The sequence below is a fragment of the Streptococcus zalophi genome (genome assembly GCF_016481285.1).
GTDB lineage: Bacteria > Bacillota > Bacilli > Lactobacillales > Streptococcaceae > Streptococcus > Streptococcus zalophi.
This window is the reverse complement of the sequence record NZ_JAENBP010000001.1, coordinates 157461-183871: the sequence shown is the minus strand read 5'-3', so window position 1 is coordinate 183871 and position 26411 is coordinate 157461. Positions and strand designations below refer to the sequence as shown.

At 34.8% G+C, this 26411-nt stretch carries 21 protein-coding genes; 15 read left to right on the top strand and 6 right to left on the bottom strand.

The window, feature by feature from the left end; translation table 11 throughout:
• Positions 1-20 precede the first annotated feature (20 nt).
• Both tuf and tpiA read left to right on the top strand, forming a co-directional pair.
• Positions 21-1217 carry an elongation factor Tu gene (tuf, locus tag JHK64_RS00780; RefSeq protein WP_199567094.1) on the top strand — a complete coding sequence of 399 codons (1197 nt, stop codon included), beginning with the start codon at positions 21-23 and terminating at the stop codon, positions 1215-1217.
• Positions 1218-1374: 157 nt separating this feature from the next.
• On the top strand, positions 1375-2133 hold the full coding sequence (tpiA, locus tag JHK64_RS00775) for a triose-phosphate isomerase (RefSeq protein ID WP_199567093.1): 759 nt from the start codon (positions 1375-1377) through the stop codon (positions 2131-2133).
• 48 nt (positions 2134-2181) lie between these two features.
• Here tpiA and JHK64_RS00770 read toward each other — a convergent pair whose 3' ends face one another.
• From JHK64_RS00770 to JHK64_RS00755, 4 genes are all read right to left on the bottom strand, one after another.
• The gene (locus tag JHK64_RS00770) at positions 2182-3411 is read right to left on the bottom strand and encodes an aminoacyltransferase (RefSeq protein WP_199567092.1); all 1230 of its coding nucleotides are present in this window, start codon (positions 3409-3411) and stop codon (positions 2182-2184) included.
• Positions 3411-4625 (bottom strand): aminoacyltransferase, encoded by a 1215-nt coding sequence (locus tag JHK64_RS00765; RefSeq protein ID WP_199567091.1) that lies wholly within the window; start codon positions 4623-4625, stop codon positions 3411-3413. The genes JHK64_RS00770 and JHK64_RS00765 overlap by 1 nt, the downstream gene beginning before the upstream one ends.
• Positions 4625-5434, bottom strand: coding sequence for a sugar-phosphatase (gene yidA, locus JHK64_RS00760; RefSeq protein WP_199567090.1), 810 nt, complete (start codon positions 5432-5434; stop codon positions 4625-4627). The genes JHK64_RS00765 and yidA overlap by 1 nt, the downstream gene beginning before the upstream one ends.
• 246 nt (positions 5435-5680) lie before the next feature.
• The gene (locus JHK64_RS00755; RefSeq protein WP_199567089.1) at positions 5681-6934 is read right to left on the bottom strand and encodes an HD domain-containing protein; all 1254 of its coding nucleotides are present in this window, start codon (positions 6932-6934) and stop codon (positions 5681-5683) included.
• Positions 6935-7061: 127 nt separating this feature from the next.
• Between JHK64_RS00755 and JHK64_RS00750 the strand changes: the two genes are divergently transcribed.
• The 7 genes from JHK64_RS00750 to ftsX all read left to right on the top strand — a co-directional run bounded on the left by JHK64_RS00750 (position 7062) and on the right by ftsX (position 18300).
• Positions 7062-7454: a YwiB family protein gene (locus JHK64_RS00750; RefSeq protein ID WP_199567088.1), complete on the top strand. Its 393-nt coding sequence runs from the start codon at positions 7062-7064 to the stop codon at positions 7452-7454.
• A 188-nt stretch (positions 7455-7642) separates the two neighbouring features.
• The gene (locus JHK64_RS00745) at positions 7643-10324 is read left to right on the top strand and encodes a calcium-translocating P-type ATPase, PMCA-type (protein WP_199567087.1); all 2682 of its coding nucleotides are present in this window, start codon (positions 7643-7645) and stop codon (positions 10322-10324) included.
• Positions 10325-10507: 183 nt separating this feature from the next.
• Positions 10508-14674, top strand: coding sequence for a mucin-binding protein (locus JHK64_RS00740; protein WP_199567086.1), 4167 nt, complete (start codon positions 10508-10510; stop codon positions 14672-14674).
• Entirely contained in the window at positions 14646-15107 is a 462-nt protein-coding gene (locus tag JHK64_RS00735) for an LPXTG cell wall anchor domain-containing protein (protein ID WP_199567085.1), read from the top strand. The genes JHK64_RS00740 and JHK64_RS00735 overlap by 29 nt, the downstream gene beginning before the upstream one ends.
• A gap of 465 nt (positions 15108-15572) precedes the next feature.
• Positions 15573-16668 (top strand): peptide chain release factor 2 gene (prfB, locus tag JHK64_RS00730; protein WP_199567084.1). Its coding sequence is split into 2 segments (ribosomal slippage): positions 15573-15644 and positions 15646-16668, totalling 1095 coding nucleotides; the frame shifts between segments, so codons are not numbered across the junction.
• Positions 16669-16685: 17 nt separating this feature from the next.
• Positions 16686-17378 carry a cell division ATP-binding protein FtsE gene (gene ftsE / locus JHK64_RS00725; RefSeq protein WP_199567083.1) on the top strand — a complete coding sequence of 231 codons (693 nt, stop codon included), beginning with the start codon at positions 16686-16688 and terminating at the stop codon, positions 17376-17378.
• Complete coding sequence (gene ftsX, locus JHK64_RS00720) at positions 17371-18300, top strand: permease-like cell division protein FtsX (RefSeq protein ID WP_199567082.1); 930 nt, start codon at positions 17371-17373, stop codon at positions 18298-18300. Before ftsE ends, ftsX begins: the two co-directional genes overlap by 8 nt.
• 48 nt (positions 18301-18348) lie before the next feature.
• On the opposite strand, the gene JHK64_RS00715 is transcribed toward ftsX, so the two are convergent.
• Together JHK64_RS00715 and JHK64_RS00710 are read right to left on the bottom strand one after the other, a co-directional pair.
• Complete coding sequence (locus JHK64_RS00715; RefSeq protein WP_199567237.1) at positions 18349-18984, bottom strand: MBL fold metallo-hydrolase; 636 nt, start codon at positions 18982-18984, stop codon at positions 18349-18351.
• A gap of 90 nt (positions 18985-19074) precedes the next feature.
• Entirely contained in the window at positions 19075-20520 is a 1446-nt protein-coding gene (locus JHK64_RS00710) for a UDP-N-acetylmuramoyl-L-alanyl-D-glutamate--L-lysine ligase (RefSeq protein WP_199567081.1), read from the bottom strand.
• Between the two features lie 89 nt (positions 20521-20609).
• Between JHK64_RS00710 and JHK64_RS00705 the strand changes: the two genes are divergently transcribed.
• The 6 genes from JHK64_RS00705 to JHK64_RS00680 all read left to right on the top strand — a co-directional run bounded on the left by JHK64_RS00705 (position 20610) and on the right by JHK64_RS00680 (position 26409).
• On the top strand, positions 20610-22247 hold the full coding sequence (locus JHK64_RS00705) for a putative polysaccharide biosynthesis protein (protein ID WP_199567080.1): 1638 nt from the start codon (positions 20610-20612) through the stop codon (positions 22245-22247).
• Positions 22248-22383: 136 nt separating this feature from the next.
• Positions 22384-23013: a uracil phosphoribosyltransferase gene (upp, locus tag JHK64_RS00700; RefSeq protein WP_199567079.1), complete on the top strand. Its 630-nt coding sequence runs from the start codon at positions 22384-22386 to the stop codon at positions 23011-23013.
• Between the two features lie 79 nt (positions 23014-23092).
• Complete coding sequence (locus JHK64_RS00695; RefSeq protein WP_199567078.1) at positions 23093-23683, top strand: ATP-dependent Clp protease proteolytic subunit; 591 nt, start codon at positions 23093-23095, stop codon at positions 23681-23683.
• 242 nt (positions 23684-23925) lie between these two features.
• Entirely contained in the window at positions 23926-24177 is a 252-nt protein-coding gene (locus JHK64_RS00690) for a DUF2129 domain-containing protein (RefSeq protein WP_199567077.1), read from the top strand.
• 109 nt (positions 24178-24286) lie between these two features.
• Complete coding sequence (locus JHK64_RS00685; protein WP_199567076.1) at positions 24287-25456, top strand: ABC transporter substrate-binding protein; 1170 nt, start codon at positions 24287-24289, stop codon at positions 25454-25456.
• An 83-nt stretch (positions 25457-25539) separates the two neighbouring features.
• Positions 25540-26409, top strand: a complete 870-nt coding sequence (locus JHK64_RS00680) for a branched-chain amino acid ABC transporter permease (RefSeq protein WP_199567075.1) — start codon at positions 25540-25542, stop codon at positions 26407-26409.
• The last annotated feature ends 2 nt before the right edge of the window (positions 26410-26411 follow it).

The following is a 26411-nucleotide window of genomic DNA, read 5'->3' as shown; positions in this document are numbered from 1 at the left end:
TTATTGGAGGCTTTTCCTAAATGGCAAAAGAAAAATACGATCGTAGTAAACCCCACGTTAACATTGGTACAATTGGACACGTTGACCATGGTAAAACTACCCTAACTGCAGCAATTACAACTGTACTTGCACGTCGTCTTCCTAGTGCTGTAAACCAGCCTAAAGACTACGCTTCTATTGATGCTGCTCCAGAAGAACGCGAACGCGGAATCACTATCAATACTGCACACGTTGAGTATGAAACTGAGTCTCGTCACTATGCACATATTGATGCTCCAGGACACGCGGACTACGTTAAAAACATGATTACTGGTGCTGCTCAAATGGACGGAGCTATTCTTGTTGTGGCTTCAACTGATGGACCAATGCCACAAACTCGTGAGCATATTCTTCTTTCACGCCAAGTTGGTGTTAAACATCTTATTGTCTTCATGAACAAAGTTGACCTTGTTGATGATGAAGAATTGCTTGAATTAGTTGAAATGGAAATCCGTGACCTATTATCAGAATATGGATTCCCTGGAGATGATCTTCCAGTTATCCAAGGTTCAGCTCTTAAAGCGCTTGAAGGTGATACAGCAGCAGAAGATGTTATCATGGAATTGATGAAAACTGTTGATGAGTATATTCCAGAACCAGAACGTGATACTGACAAACCGCTTCTTCTTCCAGTTGAGGACGTATTCTCAATCACTGGACGTGGTACAGTAGCATCAGGACGTATTGATCGTGGTACTGTTCGTGTTAACGATGAAATTGAAATCGTTGGTATTAAAGAAGAGAAAAAGAAAGCAGTTGTTACTGGAGTTGAAATGTTCCGTAAACAACTTGACGAAGGTCTTGCAGGAGACAACGTCGGTGTTCTTCTTCGTGGTATCCAACGTGATGAAATTGAGCGTGGACAAGTTATTTCTAAACCAGGTTCAATCAATCCACATACTAAATTTAAAGGTGAAGTGTATATCCTTTCTAAAGAAGAAGGCGGACGTCACACTCCATTCTTTAACAACTACCGTCCACAATTCTACTTCCGTACAACTGACGTAACAGGTTCAATTGAACTTCCAGCAGGTACAGAAATGGTTATGCCTGGTGATAACGTGACTATCGATGTTGAATTGATTCACCCAATCGCTGTTGAACAAGGTACAACATTCTCAATCCGTGAGGGTGGACGTACTGTTGGTTCAGGTATCGTTTCAGAAATCGAAGCTTAAGAAATTAAGTTCCCAGATAACAATTATTTGTCAGACAACAAATAAAAAAAGCTCTATCTTGATAGAGCTTTTTTCTGTTGCTACTAGATAAATCTTTTAAAGATTGATGAAATGTGATATAATATACAATGTAAATAAAAAAAGAAGAGGTAGTGAAATGTCACGTAAACCAATTATTGCAGGAAACTGGAAAATGAATAAAAATGTGCAAGAAGCAGTAGATTTTGTTAATGCTGTCAAAGATAACTTGCCATCAAATGAAGTAGTAGAATCTGTTATTGGTGCTTCACCAGTTTTACTTCACAGTGTTAAAGAAGCAAGTAAAGGTAGCCAATTAAAAGTAGCCTCTCAAAATACTTATTTTGAAGATGCTGGTGCCTTCACTGGTGAAACTAGTCCAAAAGTACTTTCTGATATGGGTATGGACTACGTTATTATTGGTCATTCAGAACGTCGCGAATATTTCCATGAAACTGATGAAGATATTAATAAAAAAGCGCATGCTATTTTTAGAAATAACATGACTCCCATTATTTGTTGTGGTGAAACACTTGAAACTTACGAAGCTGGTAAAGCAGTAGAATTTGTTGGTGCACAAGTATCAGCAGCACTTAAAGGTTTATCTGAAGAGCAAGTGTCTTCATTAGTCATTGCTTATGAGCCAATTTGGGCCATTGGTACTGGTAAATCAGCAACTAAAGATGATGCTCAAAACATGTGTCAAGCTGTTCGTGAAGTAGTAGCAGCTGATTTTGGACAAGACGTTGCTGATAAAGTACGTGTTCAATATGGTGGTTCTGTTAAACCTGAAAATATTGCCGATTATATGGCTTGTCCAGATGTAGATGGTGCTTTAGTTGGAGGAGCTTCTCTTCAACCAGATAGTTTCTTGGCACTTCTTGATTTTGCTAACTAATCAAATGAATCATAAAAAAACACTTGTTTTAAAACAAGTGTTTTTTCTTTATCTGCCTAGAATCTTTTTAATTCCTTGCAGTAGTCTAAATTTAAATGGACTAGGATAATATCTAAAAGTTCCCATCTTACGAGTGATATAACCATTAAAGTTTTGTTTGAAACGTAAAATCCCATCTTCATAGTCAAAATCTCCCGTAATACCAAGGAAATTATAAAGTGGAATATGTTTTTTAATCGCTTCTAACATAACATATTCTTGTAACAGTGCTGGTGCATAAAACTTATTAAATGCCACATAGGAACCACTAAAGAGATACACTGCTTCTTGTTTAGTATAGATAAAAAGACTTCCAGCTAAGACAACTTCTTGATCACCGTATTCTGTGATAAACTGCTGTGCTTCTTTTTTTCTGATATCAAATGTTTCTATTTGTTGCTGTAATTCAGACAATTGATTTTGTGTTTTGGTAGATGGTATTTTTTCAAAACGTTGCTGCAACTGTTCTACTTTTTGCTTTAATTTTTCTTGATCTTGATTCAAGTGTTGTAGATAAGTATTGAAGTTTAAAGTAGCTATCATAAACTCTGCTTTATCTTTAAAACTATCAAAGAAATCTTCATAATAATCAAGTGGTTTATCAACATTGCCATACTTTTCAGAAGTAGATGCCGTTATGTCTTTAAAGATTGACAACTCGTCACGTTTTAATTTTTTCAAAGTGATACCAAATGTTTTTGCCTTTTTCACAAGTGGCTTGCCTTTTTTGCTAAAGGATTGTAACAGATGATCACTAGTGATGGTTTTCAAATCTTTCACATAGTGCCAGTCTGGTTCACCACCAGGATAGCCTGTCAACAAACCATCATGATGATAACCTAGGTTGGTGAGTATTTCTATCAATTCTTTTTTAGGTTTACTTGTTGGTTTACCATCGCTATCAAAGGTTTGATAGGTATCAAAGGGTTTTACAATTAATTCAAGAGCCCCTTTTTCTTTGGCATAGCTTATTAGCCCCTTATAAAATTCAGATAAAAAACGTGTATCAGAAGAAACAGGACCACTATTGATTTCCATATGAAGGCCACCAGTCATTGGCATCATATAGACTAGTGCAGACACTTTGATCTCTTGTTCAACTTTTAAACCAACATATGATACCTCATAGCCTCTTTTTCTAAAGAGCGTAGCCATTTCTTCAGATTGCATAAAGGATTTGTACTGAACGGATCTGATGTGAGTGAGAAATTCTTCTTTTGTAAGTTCGGTAAAGGCCATTAATGCTTGCTCCTCATTTGTTTACGTATCTGGTAGGCTTTTTTTGATAATCCATATAAAACGGAGTTAACCGGAATATCAAATTCACCGATATATTCTTCAATCATTGGATTAAAATTAGACTTGAATTTTGTTAAACCATCGTCTAAAGTTCCTTCAATGCCTCCCATGTTAGCCCAGATAATCCCATCTTGATAGGCATCTTTAAAAACTTTAGGATAAAGGGTATATTGAGGGAAAAAGCTTTTGAATTCATCGTTCATTCCAGCATAAAGCATTTCCATGACATTTCCAAAACGGATAGATAAAATACCAGCAATCACTAATTCATCTGGGTATTTTTTAACAAATTCTCCAAATTCTGCAACGTATTTTGCAACAGATTCTTTTTGTTCTGTTAATTTGTTCAAACGTTTCTTTTGATGAGGTTGCGTTTGAGCAATTTGTGCCTCAATCTCTTTTAACTGTTCTTCATAATCCAAAAGACCTTGTTTTAAATTAACTTTTGCTAGGTGTAAGTAAGCATCATCTCCAAAAATAGTCATCATTTTTTTGAAATACTCTTTATTGCGAAGAGCAACACCTTTTCTTTCTTCTGTTTGTGCCACAACATCAGCAAAAGCATCAATATCTTCTTTACTAGCTCTATAGGTCATCACACCACGATTATTAGCTTTTTTTAGGAGTCTTTTAGTATGTTTTGGAAAGCTTTCTTCAATGTTTTCTTGTGTATAGACATTAGCTTGATAGCGAGGTTGAATACTTTCTTCAATTTTTATAGTACAACCACTCCATGAAGCACCAGCTTGTTCAAGTGTTGAGATAATTTCAAGCGTTTCTTTATTATCTTTTCCCTCTTCCTCTAGAAGGTGTTGACGTAATAAGATGGCTGGGTCAAATTTAATAAAGAGGGCTTTTTTAGTTTTACCATATTTTTTGAGAGAGTCTATAACAAATTGAACCAATTCTTTGTCAGTATAGTCCATTACTGGACCTCTTGGAATATATAACATGGTCATTCCAAGGGGTAATTGTTTGATTAAAATAGCAGCACTGGCTACTAATTGTTCATCTCTGTAAAAACCAATAATATCGTTATCCCAATTGTCTTTTACTTTGGCCCATTGGCTACTTTGTAAAAGATTAGTTTGGGAACTGTTTTTGACAAAATCATCATGTTCTTTTGGAGATAATCCTATTTTATAGGTTAACATTATTTTAATACCCATTGGCGTATGGCATAAGCAACGCCACTTTCTTCGTTTGATTTTGTAATGTATTTGGCGATTTTTTTAAGATTTGGGTTACCATTTGCCATGACAACAGGACTTGCAACCACTTCAAGCATTGCGCGATCATTTTCCTCATCTCCAATAGCCATTGTTTCAGACATATCAATCCCTAATGTTTCAGCAAGATGGATAATAGCATTGCCTTTGCTTACTTTTTTATTAACAACTTCTAGATAAAAGGGTTGAGATTTAACCAAACCGTATTTTTTTTGGAATCTTTCGGGAATATTTGCAATAGCTTGATCTAAAATATCTGGTTCATCAATAAACATGATTTTGATGATATCTTTATTAGCCATCTCTTCTGGTGTGCGATAAAAAATTGGCATGCTAAGCAGCGTAGCTTCGTGGACAGTATACTTTCCGATATTTTTATTAGTAGTGTAAATACCATCTTTAGTGATAGCATGCATGTGAACACCTAATTTTCGACTCAACCATTCTAAATCTAGGTAGTCATTATAGCTAAGACCTTCTTTAATCAGTTCATTTTCAGTCAGTGTTTCTTGCACTAATCCACCATTAAAAGTAATGACGTAATCTCCATTTTCTTTAAGATTAAGTTTTTCTAATAGGTGTGTCACACCAGCGAAAGGTCTTCCTGTTGTAATAACAATTTTAACACCAGCTTGTTTGGCATCTTGAATCGCGTCATAGACGTCGTCGGTAATTTCTTTTTGATTGTTGATTAATGTGCCATCAATGTCAATAGCGATTAGTTTAATGGTCATGGTTCACTCCAATTTGTTTTATTGTTAAATACTTAACTACTATATTACTAAAATTCTTCTTTTTTGTCATGGACTACTTTTATGGTAGAAGAGAGTTAAAAACTAGTGAGTTATTTATTTTCACTTGTGATATAGAAAAAAAGTTGAAAAAAAGAGGTGCTATTAATTGCTATACTTACTCGTTTTTTTAAAGATAAATTTTAAAAGTTGAGAGGCTAGGATACCCCAGCCTCTGTTTTTGATAACTTATATGTTTTGTGAAATTGGTAACTGTTTACCAAGCATTTCTTTAGGAAAATAAAAACGTTGGTCACCGTGGATGGTACCTGAAAGAGCTGCGACTAAGGTTGAGAGTTTTGATAGCTCAACAATTTCACCATTTTGTTGCTTAATGTCAATTTGTGTTCTTGGATTTTTAACATCTGGACGGTAGATGTCATAAGGCAAATCAAAATTACGATGAATAGCAGTATAATAGTCAGGATTATAGCCAGCTTCTTTGACCATTTCTTTTAATCTATCAATATTGGTATGTCCTTTACTATCAAATGTAATAGATTTGAACACTTTACGATTGACAAAACGATTGGCTAAATCTGAGAGGATAAAGTCTGAGCAGTTAATCCAGCTTTGGAAATAGGTGTTCATCACACCATCGTCTAAATTGAGATAATCATCAAGAGTAAAACGTTGCTCCAAGAAAGGAATTAAATAAGGTGATGTGGTTTCAAAAAATGTTTTTTGTTCTTTGTAAAGAACTTTTGCTCTTTTAAGAAGATTTTGAAGCAAGACTTCCATAGCTCGGCTAGCAGGATGAAAGTAAACTTGCATATACATTTGGTAACGACTAATGATATAGTCTTCAACAGCATGTAGACCGCCAGCATCAAAAATAATGCCATTTTCAGTTGGTTCAATACTGCTTAAAATCCTTGTTAAATCAAATTCACCATAGCTGGCGCCAGTGAAATAAGAATCTCTTAGAAGATAATCCATGCGATCGGCATCAATTTGGCTAGAAATGAGTTGTACGACTTGCTTATTTTGATAAGTATGATTGATGACACTAGCCACTTTTTCAGGAAAATCTGTTGATACTTGGCAAAGCACCGCATTAATTTCAGTTGAAGGACTAGTCACAATTTTTTGGGTAAATTCTTCATGATCTGTTCCAAATAAGCCTTCAAAGGTATGGGAATAAGCACCATGACCAATATCATGAAGTAAGGCTGATACAATGGTTAAAAGAGTATCTTCAGTGTGCCAAATGGTTTCATAATTAGCATTAAAACGTTCGGTCATTCGTCTTGCAATATCATAGACACCAAGGCAATGAGAAAAACGACTATGTTCACCACCATGAAAGGTATAGCTAGTCGTTCCTAGCTGTTTGATACGACGCAATCGTTGAAATTCTCTGGTGTTAATTAAATCATAAATAATCTGTTCCTTAACGATAATGTCGTTATGAACAGGATCTCTAAATATTTTTTCCATCATAGGCTTATTATAACAAAAAAAACAATCTTCTCCTAGAATTAACCAGTAAAAGAGACAATGATTTTATCATTGCTAACCTTTGATAAAATTGTTACAATTAAATCCAATAACTAAGGAAATTAATGAAATGAAAATAAAATTAGAAAATACTATAACCATTGATAATCAAATTGATGTTATCACAGAAGAATATGAGGCTGAGTGGGTTAAAAAAGGCGATATCCACTACTTTAGTTACTCTAATAATGAAAAAGAAAAAGTCGTTATTAAATATAAAGAAAATGAATTAGTAATGAGTCGCTTTTCATCACCAACTTCTGTGATGCGGTTTCGTTTAAAAAATTATGACAATGCTAAAATTGCAACACCCATGGGATTACAAAACTTAGTGACCAAGACTAACCATTTAGAAATGGATGTTCAACATAAGAAGATTTTTTTACATTATGATTTATTAATTGAACCAGAAACAGATAATATTTTGGCTTCCTATCAATTATTGCTTAATTGGTTTGATTAGAGACCATGTCACTTGTTATTGACGATAAATTCCTGTATAATAAAAAGGTATCAAGGGAGTAGCAGACGGTTTAACCGTGATATGGTCGTCAATCCGAAAGAAATTTCCGGCCATATCTTAAACAGCGAGACTTGTTTTGAGAAAAACAGGTCTTTTTCTATGGAAAAAGACTAGAGGAGGAGACTATTTTGTCTAAAAAACAAAAACGAGAGTTATACTATATCCAAAATGAGGAAGCTGTTTTAGCTGCTTTAAACTCTTCAAAAGAAGGTTTAACCAATCAAGAAGCTCATAAACGCTTAGCCGAATTTGGTCGCAACGAATTAGAAGAAGGTGAAAAAAGATCAGTTATTGCTAAATTCATCGACCAATTTAAAGATTTAATGATTATTATCTTGGTTGCTGCTGCGCTTTTATCAGTGATTACTTCTGGTGGTCACGATTGGGCTGATGCTATTATCATTATGGCGGTTGTTGTTTTAAACGCTGCTTTTGGTGTTTATCAAGAAGGTAAAGCAGAAGAGGCGATTGATGCCTTAAAATCAATGTCAAGCCCAGTGGCTCGTGTTCGTCGTGATGACCATGTGATTGAGGTTGACTCAAAAGATTTAGTACCAGGTGATGTGGTTTTATTAGAGGCTGGTGATATTGTACCTGCTGATATGCGATTGTTAGAGGCTAATTCTCTTAAGATTGAAGAGTCAGGATTGACTGGGGAATCTGTTCCAGTTGAAAAGACGTTGGATGTTGTCTTAAAAGAAGATGCGCCAATTGGTGATCGTGCTAATATGGCTTATCAAAACTCAAGTGTTACTTATGGTCGTGGTATAGGTGTAGTGACAAACACTGGTATGTTTACTGAAGTAGGTCACATTGCAGGGATGCTTCAAGATGCTGATGAAACAGATACACCACTAAAACAAAACTTAAATCATTTATCAAAAGTATTGACTTATATTATTTTAGTCATTGCTGTTGTTACCTTTATTGTTGGTGTCTTTTTAAAAGGACAAGATCCGCTTAAAGGTTTGTTAACGTCTGTTGCTCTAGCCGTTGCTGCGATACCAGAAGGTTTACCAGCTATTGTAACCGTTGTTTTATCATTAGGAACACAAGTACTCGCTAAAAGAAAATCTTTTGTTAGAAAATTGCCAGCTGTAGAGACACTTGGTTCAACTGAAATTATTGCTTCTGATAAAACAGGAACACTAACCATGAACCAGATGACTGTTGAAAAGATTTACACTAATGGGCAATTGTTGTCATCAAGTGAAAAATTAGCAGAAGATAATACCACTTTACGTATTATGACCTTTGCTAATGACAGTAAGATTGCTCAGGATGGTAATTTAATCGGAGATCCAACAGAAACTGCTTTAATTCAATTTGGCTTAGATCAAAATTTTGACATTCGTGATAAATTGGTTAAAGAACCACGTGTGGCAGAGATGCCATTTGATTCAACGAGAAAATTAATGTCTACCATTCATCAGGTAGAAGACAATCGCTATTTTGTTGCTGTTAAAGGTGCTCCTGACCAATTGTTGAAACGATTGAGTCATATTGAAGAAAATGGTAATATTCGCCCAATTACAGATACGGATAAAGAAACAATTTTAACTGTCAATCATGATTTAGCTAAAAGAGCCCTACGTGTTTTAATGATGGCCTATAAATACGAAGACGAGGTGCCTCAATTACAGTCACAAACTCTTGAAAATAATCTTATTTTCTCAGGTTTAGTTGGAATGATTGACCCGGAAAGACCTGAGGCAGCAGAGGCTGTAAGAGTCGCTCGTGAAGCAGGTATCCGACCAATCATGATTACAGGAGACCATCAAGATACTGCTGAAGCTATTGCTAAGCGTCTTGGCATTATCACTGATGATTCAGTTGACCATGTCATGACTGGGGCAGAGCTTAATGACCTATCAGATGAAGATTTCCAAAAAGTAGTTAGTCAGTACTCTGTCTATGCTAGGGTGTCACCTGAACATAAGGTTCGTATCGTAAAAGCCTGGCAAACACAAGGTAAAGTTGTTGCCATGACTGGTGATGGTGTTAATGATGCTCCTGCACTCAAAACGGCTGATATTGGTATTGGTATGGGTATCACAGGAACAGAAGTATCAAAAAGTGCTTCTGATATGGTCCTTGCTGATGATAATTTTGCAACCATCATTGTGGCAGTTGAAGAAGGGCGTAAAGTCTTTTCAAACATTCAAAAAACTATTCAGTACTTGCTATCAGCAAATACTGCTGAAGTGTTGACTATCTTCTTATCTACCTTGTTTGGTTGGGATGTATTACAGCCTGTTCATCTCTTATGGATTAACTTGGTAACTGATACACTACCTGCGATTGCTTTAGGTGTTGAACCGGCTGAACCAGGCGTTATGAGTCACAAGCCACGTGGTAGAAAATCTAGTTTCTTTGCTGGTGGTGTGATGGAAGCGATTATCTATCAAGGTATTTTGCAAACTATTCTTGTACTTGGTGTTTACGGTTTTGCTCTTAGTTTCCCCGAACATAGCACCTATCAAGAAATACACGCAGATGCCTTAACGATGGCTTATGCAACCCTTGGTTTTATTCAGCTATTCCATGCTTATAATGTGAAATCAGTCTATCAATCCATCTTTAAAGTTGGACCATTTAAAAATAAACTCTTTAACTGGTCGATTATTATTGCCTTTTTACTATTGTTGTCAACCCTTGTTATTCCAGGGTTCAATCAATTCTTCCATGTCAGCCTATTAACACCAGGACAATGGCTAGTGACCTTTATTGGAAGTTTCTCAATGATTATTATTGTTGAACTGGTTAAATGGGGACAAAGAAAACTTGGAATGGATAAAAATGCTATTTAGCAGTTAAATAGATTATAACTTAAGTGACTAGGAAATCCCGGTCACTTTTTTGCTGTATAGGATTGTTTTTATTTAATGTTAAACACTTTCAAACAAATATAAAAAATAATCTCAAAAGACTTGACAAGTTACGAAAACGGTTGCATAATAAAGATATAATATATCTAAAGGAGAATTTATCTTATGAAAAAACCAACTGATGCTAAGCTAACACGTTTTAGAATGTGGAAAAAAGGTAAACAGTGGTTGTTTGGTGCCTCATTATTATCGGCATTTTTTTTAACTGCAAATATGCAAGCGTTTGCTCAAGAAAATCAAAAAGAGAATGCAAGACCTGATACTAATTTGTTGCAGGAAATCCTAGATTCTCAACCAGCGACTATTAATAACCCTGTTGAAGCCTCTAATACGGAAGAATCAATAGAAGTTGTTGAAGTAAGTAATGAAAGTGATAATGCTTTGGTTGATCCTGTAAAACTATCAACCTCAGAAGCAATTCCTAATGTTGATGTTGTTGATCAATCAAATGACAAACAAAAGCATACAGAAGAAACTGAGTTATCTACAGCAGAAAATTCTCCACAAAATCATTCAGTGTCTGATACTATGAGTCAAAATTTACCAAGTAATTCAGATAACCTTATCTCAGAAATAGATGATAATTTAGAAAATCAATTTTCAGTAGATACTATTATTCCTGTCAATGAATCAGACGAGCTTGACGTCTCTACTCCAAAAGTTGTTAATATTTATTATGATACAGATCAAAGTGATGATGGCTCTTATTATCTTCATTTATGGGATACCGGACAAACTGAAGTAGACTTTACCCCAATGACTTCTTCTATCATCGATGGTAAAAAAAGATGGCACTATGCTGTTAATGTAGCACAAGATAAATCTGCCTTTAAATATATTATTGTAAGAAACCAAGATTGGAATCAAAAGAAAACTGAAGACATGGTTGCTCCAGTTAATACCATTACAGAAACTAATCTTTATCATAGTAATGACTATTATACGCATTTTATGAATGTTCAAAGTGAAGATTTTGATAAGAAATTTGCTTACAAAGATAAGATCGTTGATAGTAGTTCAAAAGATGGTTTCCAAACAGTTGGTAAATGGGGAAGATTAGGTGCAACTAAAAACGAAGATGGCACAGCTACCATTAATTTGTGGGCACCAACTGCTCAAAAAGTGACATTAAATCTTTATGAATCCGTTGCTAAAGGGGCAAATCTAGCTAAAGAAATCTCTATGCAAAGAGGAAGTGATTTCAATGAAAATGACCACACTCAAAATACTGTTGGTGTCTGGACAACTACTATTTCAAAAGAAGAGTATGATCAATTAAATAAAGATAGCAAAGGAGTGGCCTATGATTTTAGTTTAACTATTCCTAACGCTTATTTTATTCAAAAATCAGCCTATATGAAAAAAGGCAATGATGGTAATTACTATATTGACCATTATATCTATAGAAATTCTGCCACTAAAGAAGTAATTAATGATAAGGAAAATGATAATGCTTCACGAAAACAGATTGCTGCCTTTTACTTAGGAAGAACAGATGGTAATGTCGGTGCTATTTCTGAACAGATTAATCGAACAGTTAAAACGCAAGATCCTTATTCTCAAGCAGTCGTTCAAGATGGTTCACGTTCCGTTATTTTAGACTCAGCCGATTTTGGCGATAAAGTAGCTATTACTCAAAACAAACGCGTAACTTCAAAAACGCAAATGAGTGTTCTTGAAGTGGATGTGCGTGACTTTTCAATTGATGAGAGTTCAGGAATTGCTGCAAAAGATCGTGGTAACTTCCTTGGAATGGTGCAAAAAGGTACAACAAATGCATCAAATGGGAACCATATGACGGGCATTGATTATTTAAAATATTTAGGTGTTAACTATGTTCAAATCATGCCTATCTATGATTTTCAAACTGTTCCTGAATTAGATAAAGATAATCCAGAAAACATTACCATTTCACCAAAAGAAGATCATGGTGTTCATAATAATCAACAAAACTGGGGTTATGACCCTAAGAATTATAATGTTCCAGATGGCTCATATGCAACTGACCCAGCTAATCCACTTGTGCGTATTAAAGAAGCTAAAGAAATGGTTCAAAAACTTCACGATGCTGGGATTAACGTTGTCATGGATGTGGTTTACAATCATTTATATGATGGACAAGAAAATCCATTTGAATGGACAGTACCTGGTTATTTCTATGCTGTCATGCCTGATGGTGCAATGAACAACGATGTCGGTGTTGGTAATGCTGTTCGTTCCAATTCAGAAATGATGCGTCAATATATCATTAATTCTGTTATTTATTGGGCTAAAGAATATGGTATGGATGGCTTTAGATTTGATGCCATGTCTGATTTAGATGTTAATACGTTAAATCTTGTTCGCGATGCCATCAATAAAATTGATCCTAATATTGTCACCTATGGTGAAGGTTGGGATAGTATGGGAAAATACCTAGCAAAAGATGGTGAAACTCCAGGTAGTGATAAAAATGCCAAACAAACACCAACTTACGGCTTTTTCGATTCTATTGGTCGTGATGCTATTGCAGGCTCTCATTATGACAACGGTAATCCTCCAGGATTTGTTAATCGCAATAGTGACTACAAAACTAATAGTGGAAATCTTTCAAGACTGGTTGATAGTATGCTTGGAGGTCATGGTAGACATTTTGGAAGTGCCTCCCAACAATTGAATTATGTTGAAGTTCATGATGGAATGACACTTAGTGATTTATTAAAACATTATAATCCAGAAGACACACCGGAAGAACATCAAAAACGTGTAGAGTTAGCTTCTGCGATGAGTGCCCTCTCACAAGGCATTCATTTCTCACAAATTGGGCAAGAATTTTTGAAATCAAAAGAAAATTCTCATAATACTTATAATGGTGGTGATGAATTAAACCGAATTCAGTGGGGATTAGTTAAAGATAATGTTGATGTGGTTAACTTTTATAAATCTATCGTCGCTTTGAGAAAAAATGAATCATTGCTTCATTTGTCAGATTATCAAACAGAAGTCTTTCCTCATATGGAAATCACAAATGTTCAAGTTAACTCAGGTATTATTACTTATGAGTTGAAAAAAGACAACGGTGATAAATATTTAATGGTGTTTAATAATAATACTGATACATCGAACCCTTCATTAACACTTGGTGGCGATAATTGGTATTATGGTAGAACTGGAGCTGGAAAAGGTGTTATTAATTCTGGTGACAAACGTAATAATTTTTCTAATGCCTATATCGTTACTACAAATTCAGAAAATTTATATGAGAAAATTGGTCGATTTAATGGTGAAAAAACTATTACCTTTAATCCATTGTCGGCAAGTGTTTTATACATTCCAGCCAAAGAAGAAGCTGAGTTAATCACTAAACAACAAACAATAAACTATGTTGATAAAGAAGGAACTAAAAAAGCAGATTCAAATGTTCAAAAGACCACTTACTTAACAATTAAATTCCATGATCCAAATTCAAAATTCACTTATACTAAATCTGGAATCGAAACAAAAGCAAATGATTTAGGTCATTTGGAAAATGTTTTAGATACTTCAACCAATGAGATTGAAACAGTTATTAAAACTTACTATGCAACAAATGGAGCAGGTGAGTTGATTGAAGTCACTGAACTTCCTGAAATTGAAAATGGTAAGCCAAAAGATACGGCTACTATCAAGTGGGTTGAAGCAATCGCGCAAACAAAAAAAGTGGTACATCCCGTCATAGATGGCTATCGCGTTATTAGTACTACAGATGCTTCAAATGACTTAGTACAAACACCATCGCATCCTTTAGAAAAAGATGCTTCTAATCAAACCATTACTGTAACGTATGCTAAGGAAACAAAAGCAGTTATCATCTCATCAAATGATCCAAAAAATCAATTGCCTAAATCAGTTAGTGATCTTGAAGGAAAAGCAGATTTTATTTTTGAAGGAGTTTCTGGTGATGCTATCAGTTGGAAAAATATTGATTTAACACGAGAAGGGTATAGTTTTACTGTTAATGGTCAAGCTAGTTTAGAAGCTGCTATCAAAGCAACTAATGCAGGAAACTTAGGCGACGAAGATATTATCTATACTGTTGTATACACAGCAAATCCTGCGAAGATTAGTATTCAATACATCGATAATGATGATAATGATAAGGTGATTAAAACTGAAACACTTGAAGGTGTCACCAATCAAGTACCAAACTTTACTTTTGAAATACCAGAGGGCTATGAATTGGTCTCAGATGATTCAGATACCATTAAGAGCTTTGATGCTTTAGATGATTCCGCCAGCCCAAGAAATAGTTAAGGTAACCTGGTCAGTTGATAAGGACTTAGTCACACAGGTGTCAAACTACACAGCAACAGAAAAAACTCAAACTGTAACGAGTCCAATTGTTGAGGGCTATCAAGCTGATAAAACAAGCGTCATTTTTACAAATCTTGATACAGATACAACACCAATTCAACAAGAAGAAGTCATCACTTATCATAAAGTTATTGATGCGATAACTGAAAATACTGATGATAACGTGTCTCAAAAAACTGAAAAACATCCTCTCTCACTAAAGAGATATCCTAAAATGACTACCATCAATAAGGAACCAATGATTTCATCTAATCAATCAACTCTCCCATTAACAGGAGATAATGATGATTCTAATAGAGTGATTGTAGGTCATGTTTTAGTAACTTTGACAATGGCAGGATTGATTTTCTTTAAACGTCGCAAAAATAACTAGTAATTTTGTCAGCTCGTTTCATAGATAAAAATAGGGAGGTTATCCTCCCTTATTTTTATGATAAAATCGAGACTTGCTTTTAGAAAATGAATCGAAGATATCAAATTATTCTAATGTTAACGACTTGCAATAAAAGTAATAATTAGTAATGATTTCGTCTTACAGACTTTATAATTTTCCTTTAAAATAGTATTATAGGAGTTGTGTCCTATTATTTTGTGTTTTGAAAAGTTTCTTATCTAATAGGGTATATTAAGATAAGAAATCTGTTTTACTAAGAAGTAGAATGACAAGATAGTTAGAAATAAAATGAAGTGCTATAGTCTACTCTCAGACTAGTATTTTTATTTTATTTCAGCTTTTATGAGTTATTTATTAAAAGATTTTTAAAAAATTGCTGTAAGAATGGTAATACTAACTCATCTATGATAAAATAGGTAGAATTATATTAAAGAGGTATAGACCATGGATATTTCAGAAATCCGTCAGAAAATAGTAGAAAATAAAGAGAAGTTGACTAGCTTCAGGAGGTCTCTTTGACCTAGAGCAATTGGAAGAAGACATTGCTCTCTTAGAAAACGAAATGACTCATCCTCATTTTTGGGATGATAATATTAAGGCTCAAAAAGTATCTCAGGAACTTAATGATTTAAAATCAAAATACCAAACCTTTCAGACAATGGTTGAACTTAGTGAAGAAGTTGAGATTTTAGAAGAAATGGTTTCAGAAGATGCTTCTGTTCAAAGTGAATTAGAAGAAACCTTGAATAAGCTGGATAAAATGATGATTAGTTATGAAATGACGCTCTTATTGTCAGAACCCTATGACAGTAACAATGCCATTTTAGAAATTCATCCAGGATCTGGTGGTACAGAAGCACAAGACTGGGGTGATATGCTCCTTAGAATGTACACGCGTTTTGGTAATGCCAGAGGCTTTAAGGTAGAAATCCTAGATTATCAAGCTGGTGATGAGGCAGGCATTAAAAGTGTGACACTTTCTTTTGAGGGTACCAATGCTTATGGTCTTTTAAAATCAGAAATGGGTGTTCATCGATTAGTGAGAATATCGCCGTTTGATTCAGCAAAACGGCGTCACACATCCTTTGCATCAATTGAAGTGATGCCTGAATTAGATGATACCATTGAAGTAGAGATTAAAGATGACGACATTAAAATGGATACCTTTCGCTCAGGTGGCGCTGGTGGACAAAATGTCAATAAAGTATCAACAGGTGTTCGTTTGACCCATATTCCAACAGGAATTGTTGTGTCATCAACTGTTGATAGAACACAATATGGCAACAGAGATCGTGCTATGAAAATGCTTCAAAGTAAACTCTATCAATTAGAACAAGAGAAAAAAGAACAAGAAGTCTCTGCTCTAAAAGGAGATAAAAAAGAAATTACCTGGGGAAGCCAGATAAGATCTTATGTTTTTACTCCGTATACAATGGTTAAAGATCATCGGACAAACTTTGAAGTCGCTCAGGTAGATAAAGTGATGGATGGTGACATTGATGGCTTTATCGATGCTTATCTCAAATGGCGAATAGAATAATAAGAGAGGAAAAAATAATGGCATTAATTGAAATGAGAGATGTGAGCAAGAAATACCATCGCTCAACAACAGCACTTAGAAATGTATCTGTTACTGTTGATAAAGGTGAATTTGTTTATATTGTCGGTCCTTCAGGAGCTGGGAAATCAAGTTTTATCAAACTACTTTATCGTGAGGAAAAATTAACTAAAGGATCACTTAAAGTAGCTGGTTTTGATTTGACTAAATTGAAAAGAAGAGAAGTTCCTTACTTGCGTCGTAGTATTGGTGTTGTCTTCCAAGACTATAAACTACTTCCTAAGAAAACAGTTTTTGAAAATGTTGCTTATGCCATGGAAGTTATTGGTGAAAGACCTCGTAACATCAAAAAACGTGTTCCTGAAGTACTAGAACTGGTTGGTTTAAAACACAAAATGAGATCATTTCCTGATCAATTATCAGGTGGTGAGCAACAGCGTGTTGCAATTGCTCGTGCCATCGTTAATAATCCTAAATTATTGATTGCTGATGAACCAACAGGAAACTTAGACCCTGATAATTCATGGGAAATCATGCAATTACTAGAACGCATTAACCTTCAAGGGACGACAATTTTGATGGCAACGCACAATAAGAATATCGTTGATACATTGCGTCACCGAGTGATTGCGATTGAAGATGGTCGTGTGGCTCGTGATGAAGAAAAAGGAGAGTACGGATACGATGATTAGAAGATATTTCAGACATTTATGGGAATCTATGAAAAATCTCAAAAGAAACGGTTGGATGACTTTTGTTGCCATTAGTTCAGTGTCAATCACTTTGATTCTTGTGGGAATTTTTTCAGCTGTTATCGCAAATACTGAGCGTTTAGCAACTGGTATTGAAAAAAATATTCAAGTCAATGCCTTTTTACTAGTTGACTCTACAGATTATGTGAAACAAATTCCTAATCAAGATGGCACTTTAGCACCTAATGAGAATTATCATAAAATTTATGATCAAATTGCAGCCTTGCCGGAAGTTCAAAAAATTGATTTTTCTGACAAAGAAGAGCAATTAAAAAATCTTCAAGAAACACTTGGTGATTCTTGGGAAATTTTTGAAGGAGATGCTAATCCTCTTAGTACTGTATACATCATTACAACAACATCACCAAAGGCTGTTAAAAGTGTTGCTGAGCAAATTGAAGGAATTGAGGGTATTGATTCTGTTGAATATGGTGGTGCAAACACAGAGAGAATCTTTAGGATTGCTGGTGTTATCAGAACTTGGGGGCTTGTAGGAGCCGGTTTACTGTTATTTGTTGCTGTTTTCCTTATCTCTAATACCATTCGTATTACCATTATTTCTCGTCGTAGAGAAATTATGATTATGCGCTTAGTAGGGGCAAAAAATTCTTATATTAGATGGCCATTCTTTCTTGAAGGTGCATGGGTTGGGCTTATTGGAGCTATTTTGCCATCATTAATTTTATTTTATGGTTATCATTTCGTTTATCAAAAATTCAATGTGGCTTTAATTAAGCAAAATTTATCAATGTATGAACCTGATATTTTTCTACTATACGCTATGGGAGCGTTATTCCTCATTGGAATTCTTATCGGTTCTGTAGGATCAGTTCTTTCAATGAGACGCTATTTAAAAGCCTAATCAAGAGGTATAATATAAAAAACCTATAGGAATATTCCTATAGGTTTTTTATGTTAGATAAGGATTAAACATTTTTTCATGACTAATCACAGTATTTTGTCCGTGTCCAGGAAAAACACGATAATGTTTAGGTAGGGTTAATAATTGTGTTTTAATACTGGTGATTAGCTGATCATAATTCCCAGTTGGTAAATCAGTTCTGCCAATTGTTCCTTTAAAAAGAGCATCACCTGTAAAAACAGCTTCATCTTCAGGAAAAATCAAAGACACACTGCCAACCGAATGGCCAGGTGTTTCAACAACTTTAAACTGAAATCCTTCAATATTATAGTCTTTATGATCGTCATAAAAATAATCTGCAGGCTTTATGATGACATCACCCATGCCTTCAAATCTCCCAAGAGCCGAAAGATTGTCTTTAGGTGATCCAAGCCAGTCAGCTTCTTGTTTTGACACATAAACAGGTGGATGGTTAAATGTTTCTCTCACAGCATCAACACTGACGATATGATCACAATGAGTGTGCGTGAGAAGAATGGCAACCACAGGTTTTTCAAGAGTAGTCAATTTTGTTAAAATATCTTCTGTGTTACTACCAGGGTCAATAACAATGGTTGCTTGATGATTAGTAAGGTAGTAGGTGTTTTCACCTGCCATACGATTAACGGATTTTAAAATTTTCATTGTCATAATAGTCCTCTCATAGAAAAAATAACTGAGACTGTCAAATATAAATCGCTAGGTTAATTTGGAAATTAATAGCTTTCTTATCTGCTACAGATATTTTTGAGCTAAGGCCTTATCACCCTCATAGGCTACTTTTTGCCCATCAATAATTTGATAAGCATCAGCCCCTTTACCGGCAATAACAACAGCATCACTAGCATGACTTGTCAGAGTCATAGCTGTTTTAATGGCTGTTTCTCGATCGGTAATGATATCCACTGGACGCTTGATATGACTAGCAATTTCTTGAGCAATAACAAAAGGATCTTCATAATTAGGGTCATCAGCCGTTAAAATCACATGAATCTGTGGAAATTGATTAATAACCTCTCCAAAATCTTTTCTACGACTCTCACCTTTGTTGCCAGTTGCACCGATAATAAGAGCAATTTGACCTGTTTGATGCTTAGTAACAACAGAGAGAAGTTGTTTAAGACTCACACCATTATGCGCATAATCAACAAAGACTCTAGCCCCATTTTTTTGTGTTAAAACTTCCATTCTTCCAGGGACGACTGTTTCAGCAATACCTTTTTTGATGTCTTCTAGGCTAGCCCCTAGTTTTAGTGCAGCTAAACCGCTTGCCAGGGCATTTTCTTGATTAAAATGACCAATTAATTGACTATCGTAGTGTCCAGCTAATTTACCAGTTGTTTCAAATGAAAACGACCGGCTATTCAAAATAGCATTTTCAGAGTCTTTTCCATAGAAATCATGAGGTTTATCAGCAACTTGTTCTTTGATCACATCAAAATGATCCATTTGATGATTAACAACAATAAAGCGACTATTTTCTAATAACAGACGTTTGTGGTAAAAATAATCTTCAAAAGTAGGGTGTTCAATAGGACCAATATGGTCTGGACTAATATTTAAAAAGACTCCAACATCGAAGGATAAACCATATACACGTTTCATCAAATAAGCCTGACTTGAAACTTCCATGATGAGATGGGTACGGCCATTTTCAACAGCTGTTGCCATCATTGCTAAAAGATCTATACTTTCTGGAGTGGTTAAGGCAGATTTGAAAAATGTTTTACCATCCAAGGTGGTGTTCATAGTAGACAATAAAGCAGGTTTATGACTTTGTTTTAGGATATGATAGGCATAATAAGCAGCTGTTGTTTTTCCTTTTGTTCCCGTAAAAGCCAATAGTTTCAATTTATTTTGTGGGTAATTATAGAAAGCTTGAGCAATTAAACTCATGGCTTGTTTGATATCATTCACCAAAATAACTGGAATAGTCAGCTCATAATCTTTTTCAGAAACGTAGTATTGTAAACCATCAGAAATGGCTTGTTCTAAATAACTTTTATTAAATTCACGCCCTTTTGCAAAGAAAAGAGTAGATTTTGAGACGTTTCTACTATCATAGCTAAGTGCATCAAATGTTTCTTCTTTCCAGTTATAATAAAAGTGATCTTTCATCACAATTTCTCTGAAATTATTATCATTTTTTAAAATCGTTAAGGTTTTTTTCATTGTAATCATACTTTATATTTTAGACTTAAAGTTCTCGATTTACAAGTCTTACGCAAAAGTTTATAATAAAATTATCACGAATGAGAAAGATTAAAAACATGAGCAAACAGAAATCAAAAATGACACAACAAGAAAAAATGGTTCAAGGAACGGCTTGGTTGACTTTTGGAAATTTTTTGAGTCGTTTATTAGGTGCGATTTACATTATTCCATGGTATGCATGGATGGCTCCTCACGCAGCAGAAGCCAACGCCCTTTTTGGCATGGGCTATGAAATTTATGCCCTCTTTTTATTGGTATCAACAGTAGGCATTCCTGTTGCAGTCGCTAAACAAGTGGCAAAATACAATACACTTGATAAACCTGAGATGAGCTTTTACTTGATTCGTAAAGTCTTTATGTTCATGCTTTTGTTGGGATCCTTTTTTGCTGTTATCATGTTCTTTGGCTCTCCTGTTTTAGCAGGCTTAAGCGGTGGTGGTAAAGATTTGATTCCTGTCATGCAAAGCTTAACATTAGCTGTCTTGGTCTTTCCAGCCATGAGTGTTTTAAGAGGATTTTTCCAAGGATTTAATAATCTTAAACCTTATGCCATCAGTCAAATAGCAGAACAAGTCATTCGGGTTATCTGGATGCTCTTAACAGCCTTTTACATCATGAAAATGGGTTCAGGTGATTATGTGGCAGCCGTTACCCAATCAACCTTTGCAGCCTTTATTGGTATGTTTGCTTCCTTATCTGTTTTGGTTTATTTCCTATGGAAAGAAAACATGCTTCATCAGGTCTTTTTAAAAGCACCAAAATCAATAGACCTTGATACCAAATCTATTTTAATGGAAACGATTAAAGAGGCTATTCCTTTTGTGATTACTGGTAGTGCGATTCAAGTTTTTCGCTTGATTGACCAAATGACTTTTATTAATAGCATGGGGTGGTTTACAGATTATTCTAATCGTGAACTACGGATTATGTTTGCCTATTTTTCATCAAATCCTGGTAAGCTAACCATGATTTTAATTGCTGTAGCCACAGCTATAGCCGGAACAGGTATTCCTTTGTTGACCGAAAACATTGTTAAAAATGACAAAAAAGCAGCAGCAAAATTAGTTATTAACAATACACAGATGCTCTTTTTATTCTTATTACCCGCTATTTTTGGCTCTGTTGTTTTAGCCGTTCCACTTTATACGGTCTTTTATGGGGTGCCAGATGTCTTAGCACTACATTTATTTATTGTTTCCTTGCTTCAAACGATCTTTTTGGGATTATACACCGTATCATCACCAATGCTACAAGCCTTATTTGAAAATCGTAAGGCTGTCCTTTATTTTCTATATGGTGTTATCGCAAAACTAATTTTACAGATTCCCTTTATTTTTGTTTTTCACTCTTATGGACCTTTACTATCTACGATGATTGCCCTCATTATTCCCATTGTATTTATCTATAAACGCATTCATGAGATTACAAACTTTAATCGTAGCTTACTTGTTAAAAGCAGTACCTTGATGATTATTATGACCATAGTTATGATTGTTGCCGTTATCGTTGTTAATAGTATTTTAGGTTTAATAGCACTCCCACAAAATCGCCTATTAAGTGTTGTTTACTTGATTTTAGTTGGTGGTGTTGGAATTGTTGTGTACGGTGGACTTTCTTTATGGAGTGGGGCACTTGACTTATTACTTGGAACAAAAGCAGTAGCATTAAGAAAAAAATTGGGTTGGGAAAAATAATTTTCTATCATTAAAATAATTAGGATTGTTTATCAAAAATCCTTTTAAAAGATTAAAAATATAACTTTTTATCATCCTCTTTTAGAGGATTTTTTGATATAATAGGGAGAATAAAAAAAGAAGGCGGTTTATTAACATGGGAAAATTTCAGGTTATTTCACATCCACTTATTGAGCACAAATTATCCATTTTAAGACGGACAACAACATCTACAAAAGATTTTCGTGAGCTTGTTAATGAGATTGCAATGTTGATGGGTTACGAAGTTTGTCGCGATTTGCCTCTTGAGGATGTCGAAATTGAAACACCAATTACCAAAACAATTCAAAAACAACTGACTGGTAAAAAACTAGCAATTGTTCCTATTTTGAGAGCGGGTATTGGTATGGTTGATGGCTTACTAAGTTTAATACCTGCTGCTAAGGTTGGTCATATTGGTATGTACCGTGACGAAGAAACCTTAACACCCGTTGAATACTTAGTGAAGCTACCTGATGATATTGCGCGTCGTCAAATTCTTTTGGTTGACCCAATGCTTGCTACAGGAGGTTCAGCAATTCTTGGCGTCGATTCTCTTAAAAAACGTGGTGCTAGTCATATTAAATTTGTTAGTTTAGTAGCAGCTCCAGAAGGTGTAAAAGCCCTTCAAGAAGCACATCCTGATGTTGATATTTATACTGCAGCTTTGGATGAAAAATTAAACGAAAATGGCTACATTGTGCCTGGTTTAGGAGATGCAGGCGATCGTTTATTTGGTACAAAATAAGTGAGTATTAAATATTTGACCAACTTTGACCAAAGGGTTATAATAAGGTTATTATTAGAAATAAAGGAGAAATTGACAAATGATTCCTGTAGTTATTGAACAAACAAGTAGAGGCGAACGTTCTTACGATATTTATTCTCGTCTCCTTAAAGATCGAATTATTATGTTAACAGGCCCAGTAGAAGACAATATGGCCAATTCTGTCATCGCTCAATTACTTTTCCTAGATGCCCAAGACAGTACCAAAGATATCTATCTCTATGTTAATACACCTGGTGGTTCTGTTTCAGCAGGGTTGGCTATTGTTGATACGATGAACTTTATTAAAGCAGATGTCCAAACAATCGTTATGGGGATGGCTGCTTCAATGGGAACTGTCATTGCTTCAAGTGGTGCTAAAGGCAAACGCTTCATGTTACCACATGCTGAATACATGATTCACCAACCAATGGGTGGCACTGGTGGTGGCACACAACAAACGGATATGGCTATTGCTGCTGAACACTTATTGAAAACACGTCGTACTTTAGAAAAAATCTTAGCAGATAATTCTGGTAAGACTGTTAAACAAATTCATAAAGATGCTGAACGTGATTATTGGATGAGTGCAGAAGAAACATTAGCTTATGGTTTCATTGATGAAATTATGGCAGCAAATGAATTGAAATAAAAAAAGATGCTTATTAAAAAGTGGTTTGAACTTGTTCAAACTGCTTTTTTCTTTTTAGTATTAATGGTTTAGCTATTATTTTTAAAAACCAAACGAAGATTTCTAAAACCTTGATTTTATGCTATAATTTAAAATAGATAAAAAGCTCAATTATAGATATTTTAAGATTATCTAAAAGAATAAATTTAAAATGATTGATGGATTTTAAAACTGATAATAAAGATAATGAAAGGAAAGTAAAAGTGTTTGATAAAACAAATCGTGTGGGTATTATTGTTCATCTCTACTATAACAGAGATGCTAAAAAAATAATGAAGTATGGAGATTGTCTCTACCATTCTCGCCGGATGAGATATCTTGTCTTATATGTTAATCAAGATGAGGTTGATTCTTTGGTAGTTAAATTAAAAGAGTTAAAATTTGTCAAAGAAGTTTATCCATCCTATTTTGAGGATATTGATTTTAATTTTGTAGGTAATTTGTGGGAAAAATAAAAATATTCAGAAAATTTTGTAAAAAAGAGTGGTTTTCCTTGACAATTGTCAGATAATTCTGTATTCTTAATAGCATATCTAATTACAATTGTATTAAGGAGAAAAATGTATGAAAAAGAAATTGTTACTAGCAGCAATGACGTTCTTAACAACAACGGCTCTTGTTGCCTGTGGTAGTGCTCCAACAACTTCCTCAAACTCTGAGGGTAATGAAATTGGTGATACTGTCAAAATTGGTCTGAATTTTGAATTAACTGGTGGTGTGGCTGCTTATGGAGTTCCCCAAAAAAATGCAGCTGAATTAGCCGTTGAAGAAATTAATGCCGCAGGTGGTATTGATGGCAAACAAATAGAGTTGGTTTCTAAAGATAATAAATCTGAAAATAGCGAAGCCGCTTCAGTAACAACTAATTTAGCAACAGAAAGTAAAGTTAATGCTATTGTTGGACCAGCAACATCTGGTGCAACAGCAGCAGCTTCTCCAAATGCAACATCTGCGGGTGTTCCTATAGTGACACCTTCTGGAACGCAAGATAATTTGACTGTCAACGAAGATGGTAGTGTTCAAGAGTACGTTTTCCGTGCAACATTTATTGACAGTTACCAAGGAAATGTTATTTCTAAATTTACAACAGATGATTTAAAAGCTGACAAAGTTGTTCTTTATTATGATAATTCCAGTGATTACGCCAAAGGAATTGCCAAGGAATTTAAGGCAACCTACAAAGGTGAAATTGTTAAGGAATTAACTTTCCAATCAAAAGACACTGACTTCCAAGCAGCCTTAACTGAAATTAAAGATTTAGACTTTGATGCCATTGTTATGCCTGGTTACTATAATGAAACAGGGCTTTTAACCAAACAAGCACGTGATTTAGGCATTAGTCAACCAATTGTTGGACCAGATGGTTTTGGAGATGAAAAATTTGTAGAATTAGCAGGTAATGATGCGACAAAAGATGTCTATTATTTATCAGGATTCTCTTCAGAAATTTCAGATACAGCCACTGGCTTTATTGAAAAATATAAAGCAAAATATGGTGAGGAACCATCAATGTTTGCAGCTTTAGCTTATGACGCTGTTTACATGGTTGCTAAAGCAACAGAAGGTGCTAAGTCATCTAAAGATATTGCCGAAAATCTTGCGAAATTATCTGATTTTGAAGGAGTTACTGGTTCTATAACCATTGATGAAAATCACAATCCAGTGAAATCAGTTGTTATGATTGGTCTTAAGGATGGTAAAGAAGATTCTGCTACAGTTGTTTCAGCTGAGTAATCTTGCCTTATCTTCACAGTCAATATCTGGAAAGGCAATAGTCTTTCCAGATATTATTATTTTATAGAAAGTTTGGTGAATACATGCTTCAACAACTTGTTAATGGGCTTATTTTAGGTAGTGTTTATGCTCTATTAGCATTAGGCTATACCATGGTCTATGGTATTATTAAACTAATTAATTTTGCCCATGGCGACTTGTATATGATGGGAGCTTTTATAGGTTACTATCTCATCAATCAATTTAAAATGAATTTTTTCCTTGCCCTTATTTTAACAATGTTAATCACAGCAGGTTTAGGTGTGTTGATAGAATTTTTGGCTTATCGACCACTTCGTCAATCAACACGTATTGCAGCTTTAATCACGGCAATTGGTGTCTCTTTTTTCTTAGAATATGGCATGGTCTATCTTTTTGGAGCTAATACAAGAGCCTTTCCACAAGCCCTAGAAACCGTTAAATATAACTTTGGTCCAATCAGTATCACAAATGTTCAGTTGACCATTTTGGGTGTTTCTTTATTACTAATGATTCTTCTACAATTTATTGTTAAAAAGACAAAAATGGGGAAAGCCATGCGTGCTGTTTCTGTGGATAGTGATGCGGCAGAATTGATGGGAATTAATGTTAATAGTACTATTAGTTTTACCTTTGCATTAGGTTCAGCCTTAGCAGGTGCAGCTGGTGTGTTAATTGGTCTTTATTATAATTCCATTGATCCTCTTATGGGGATGACACCGGGTATTAAAGCCTTTGTTGCTGCCGTTTTGGGTGGAATTGGCATCATTCCCGGTGCAGCTATTGGTGGTTTTGTCATTGGCCTTTTAGAAACATTTTCAGTATCATTTGGCTTATCGAGCTACCGTGACGCAGTTGTTTATGCTGTTTTAATTATTATTTTATTGGTTAAGCCAGCAGGAATTTTAGGTAAAAATGTGAAAGAGAAGGTGTAAGG

Excerpts from the sequence above, each read along its gene's own strand:
- JHK64_RS00710 (WP_199567081.1), bottom strand. The coding sequence starts at position 20,520 with ATGATTACAATGAAAAAAACCTTAACGATTTTAAAAAATGATAATAAT.
- tuf (WP_199567094.1), top strand. The coding sequence starts at position 21 with ATGGCAAAAGAAAAATACGATCGTAGTAAACCCCACGTTAACATTGGT.
- tpiA (WP_199567093.1), top strand. The coding sequence starts at position 1,375 with ATGTCACGTAAACCAATTATTGCAGGAAACTGGAAAATGAATAAAAAT.
- JHK64_RS00770 (WP_199567092.1), bottom strand. The coding sequence starts at position 3,411 with ATGGCCTTTACCGAACTTACAAAAGAAGAATTTCTCACTCACATCAGA.
- JHK64_RS00680 (WP_199567075.1), top strand. The coding sequence starts at position 25,540 with ATGCTTCAACAACTTGTTAATGGGCTTATTTTAGGTAGTGTTTATGCT.
- JHK64_RS00750 (WP_199567088.1), top strand. The coding sequence starts at position 7,062 with ATGAAAATAAAATTAGAAAATACTATAACCATTGATAATCAAATTGAT.
- JHK64_RS00735 (WP_199567085.1), top strand. The coding sequence starts at position 14,646 with ATGATTCCGCCAGCCCAAGAAATAGTTAAGGTAACCTGGTCAGTTGAT.
- ftsX (WP_199567082.1), top strand. The coding sequence starts at position 17,371 with ATGATTAGAAGATATTTCAGACATTTATGGGAATCTATGAAAAATCTC.
- upp (WP_199567079.1), top strand. The coding sequence starts at position 22,384 with ATGGGAAAATTTCAGGTTATTTCACATCCACTTATTGAGCACAAATTA.
- JHK64_RS00755 (WP_199567089.1), bottom strand. The coding sequence starts at position 6,934 with ATGATGGAAAAAATATTTAGAGATCCTGTTCATAACGACATTATCGTT.
- JHK64_RS00740 (WP_199567086.1), top strand. The coding sequence starts at position 10,508 with ATGAAAAAACCAACTGATGCTAAGCTAACACGTTTTAGAATGTGGAAA.
- JHK64_RS00715 (WP_199567237.1), bottom strand. The coding sequence starts at position 18,984 with ATGAAAATTTTAAAATCCGTTAATCGTATGGCAGGTGAAAACACCTAC.
- JHK64_RS00765 (WP_199567091.1), bottom strand. The coding sequence starts at position 4,625 with ATGTTAACCTATAAAATAGGATTATCTCCAAAAGAACATGATGATTTT.
- ftsE (WP_199567083.1), top strand. The coding sequence starts at position 16,686 with ATGGCATTAATTGAAATGAGAGATGTGAGCAAGAAATACCATCGCTCA.
- yidA (WP_199567090.1), bottom strand. The coding sequence starts at position 5,434 with ATGACCATTAAACTAATCGCTATTGACATTGATGGCACATTAATCAAC.
- JHK64_RS00695 (WP_199567078.1), top strand. The coding sequence starts at position 23,093 with ATGATTCCTGTAGTTATTGAACAAACAAGTAGAGGCGAACGTTCTTAC.
- JHK64_RS00685 (WP_199567076.1), top strand. The coding sequence starts at position 24,287 with ATGAAAAAGAAATTGTTACTAGCAGCAATGACGTTCTTAACAACAACG.
- JHK64_RS00705 (WP_199567080.1), top strand. The coding sequence starts at position 20,610 with ATGAGCAAACAGAAATCAAAAATGACACAACAAGAAAAAATGGTTCAA.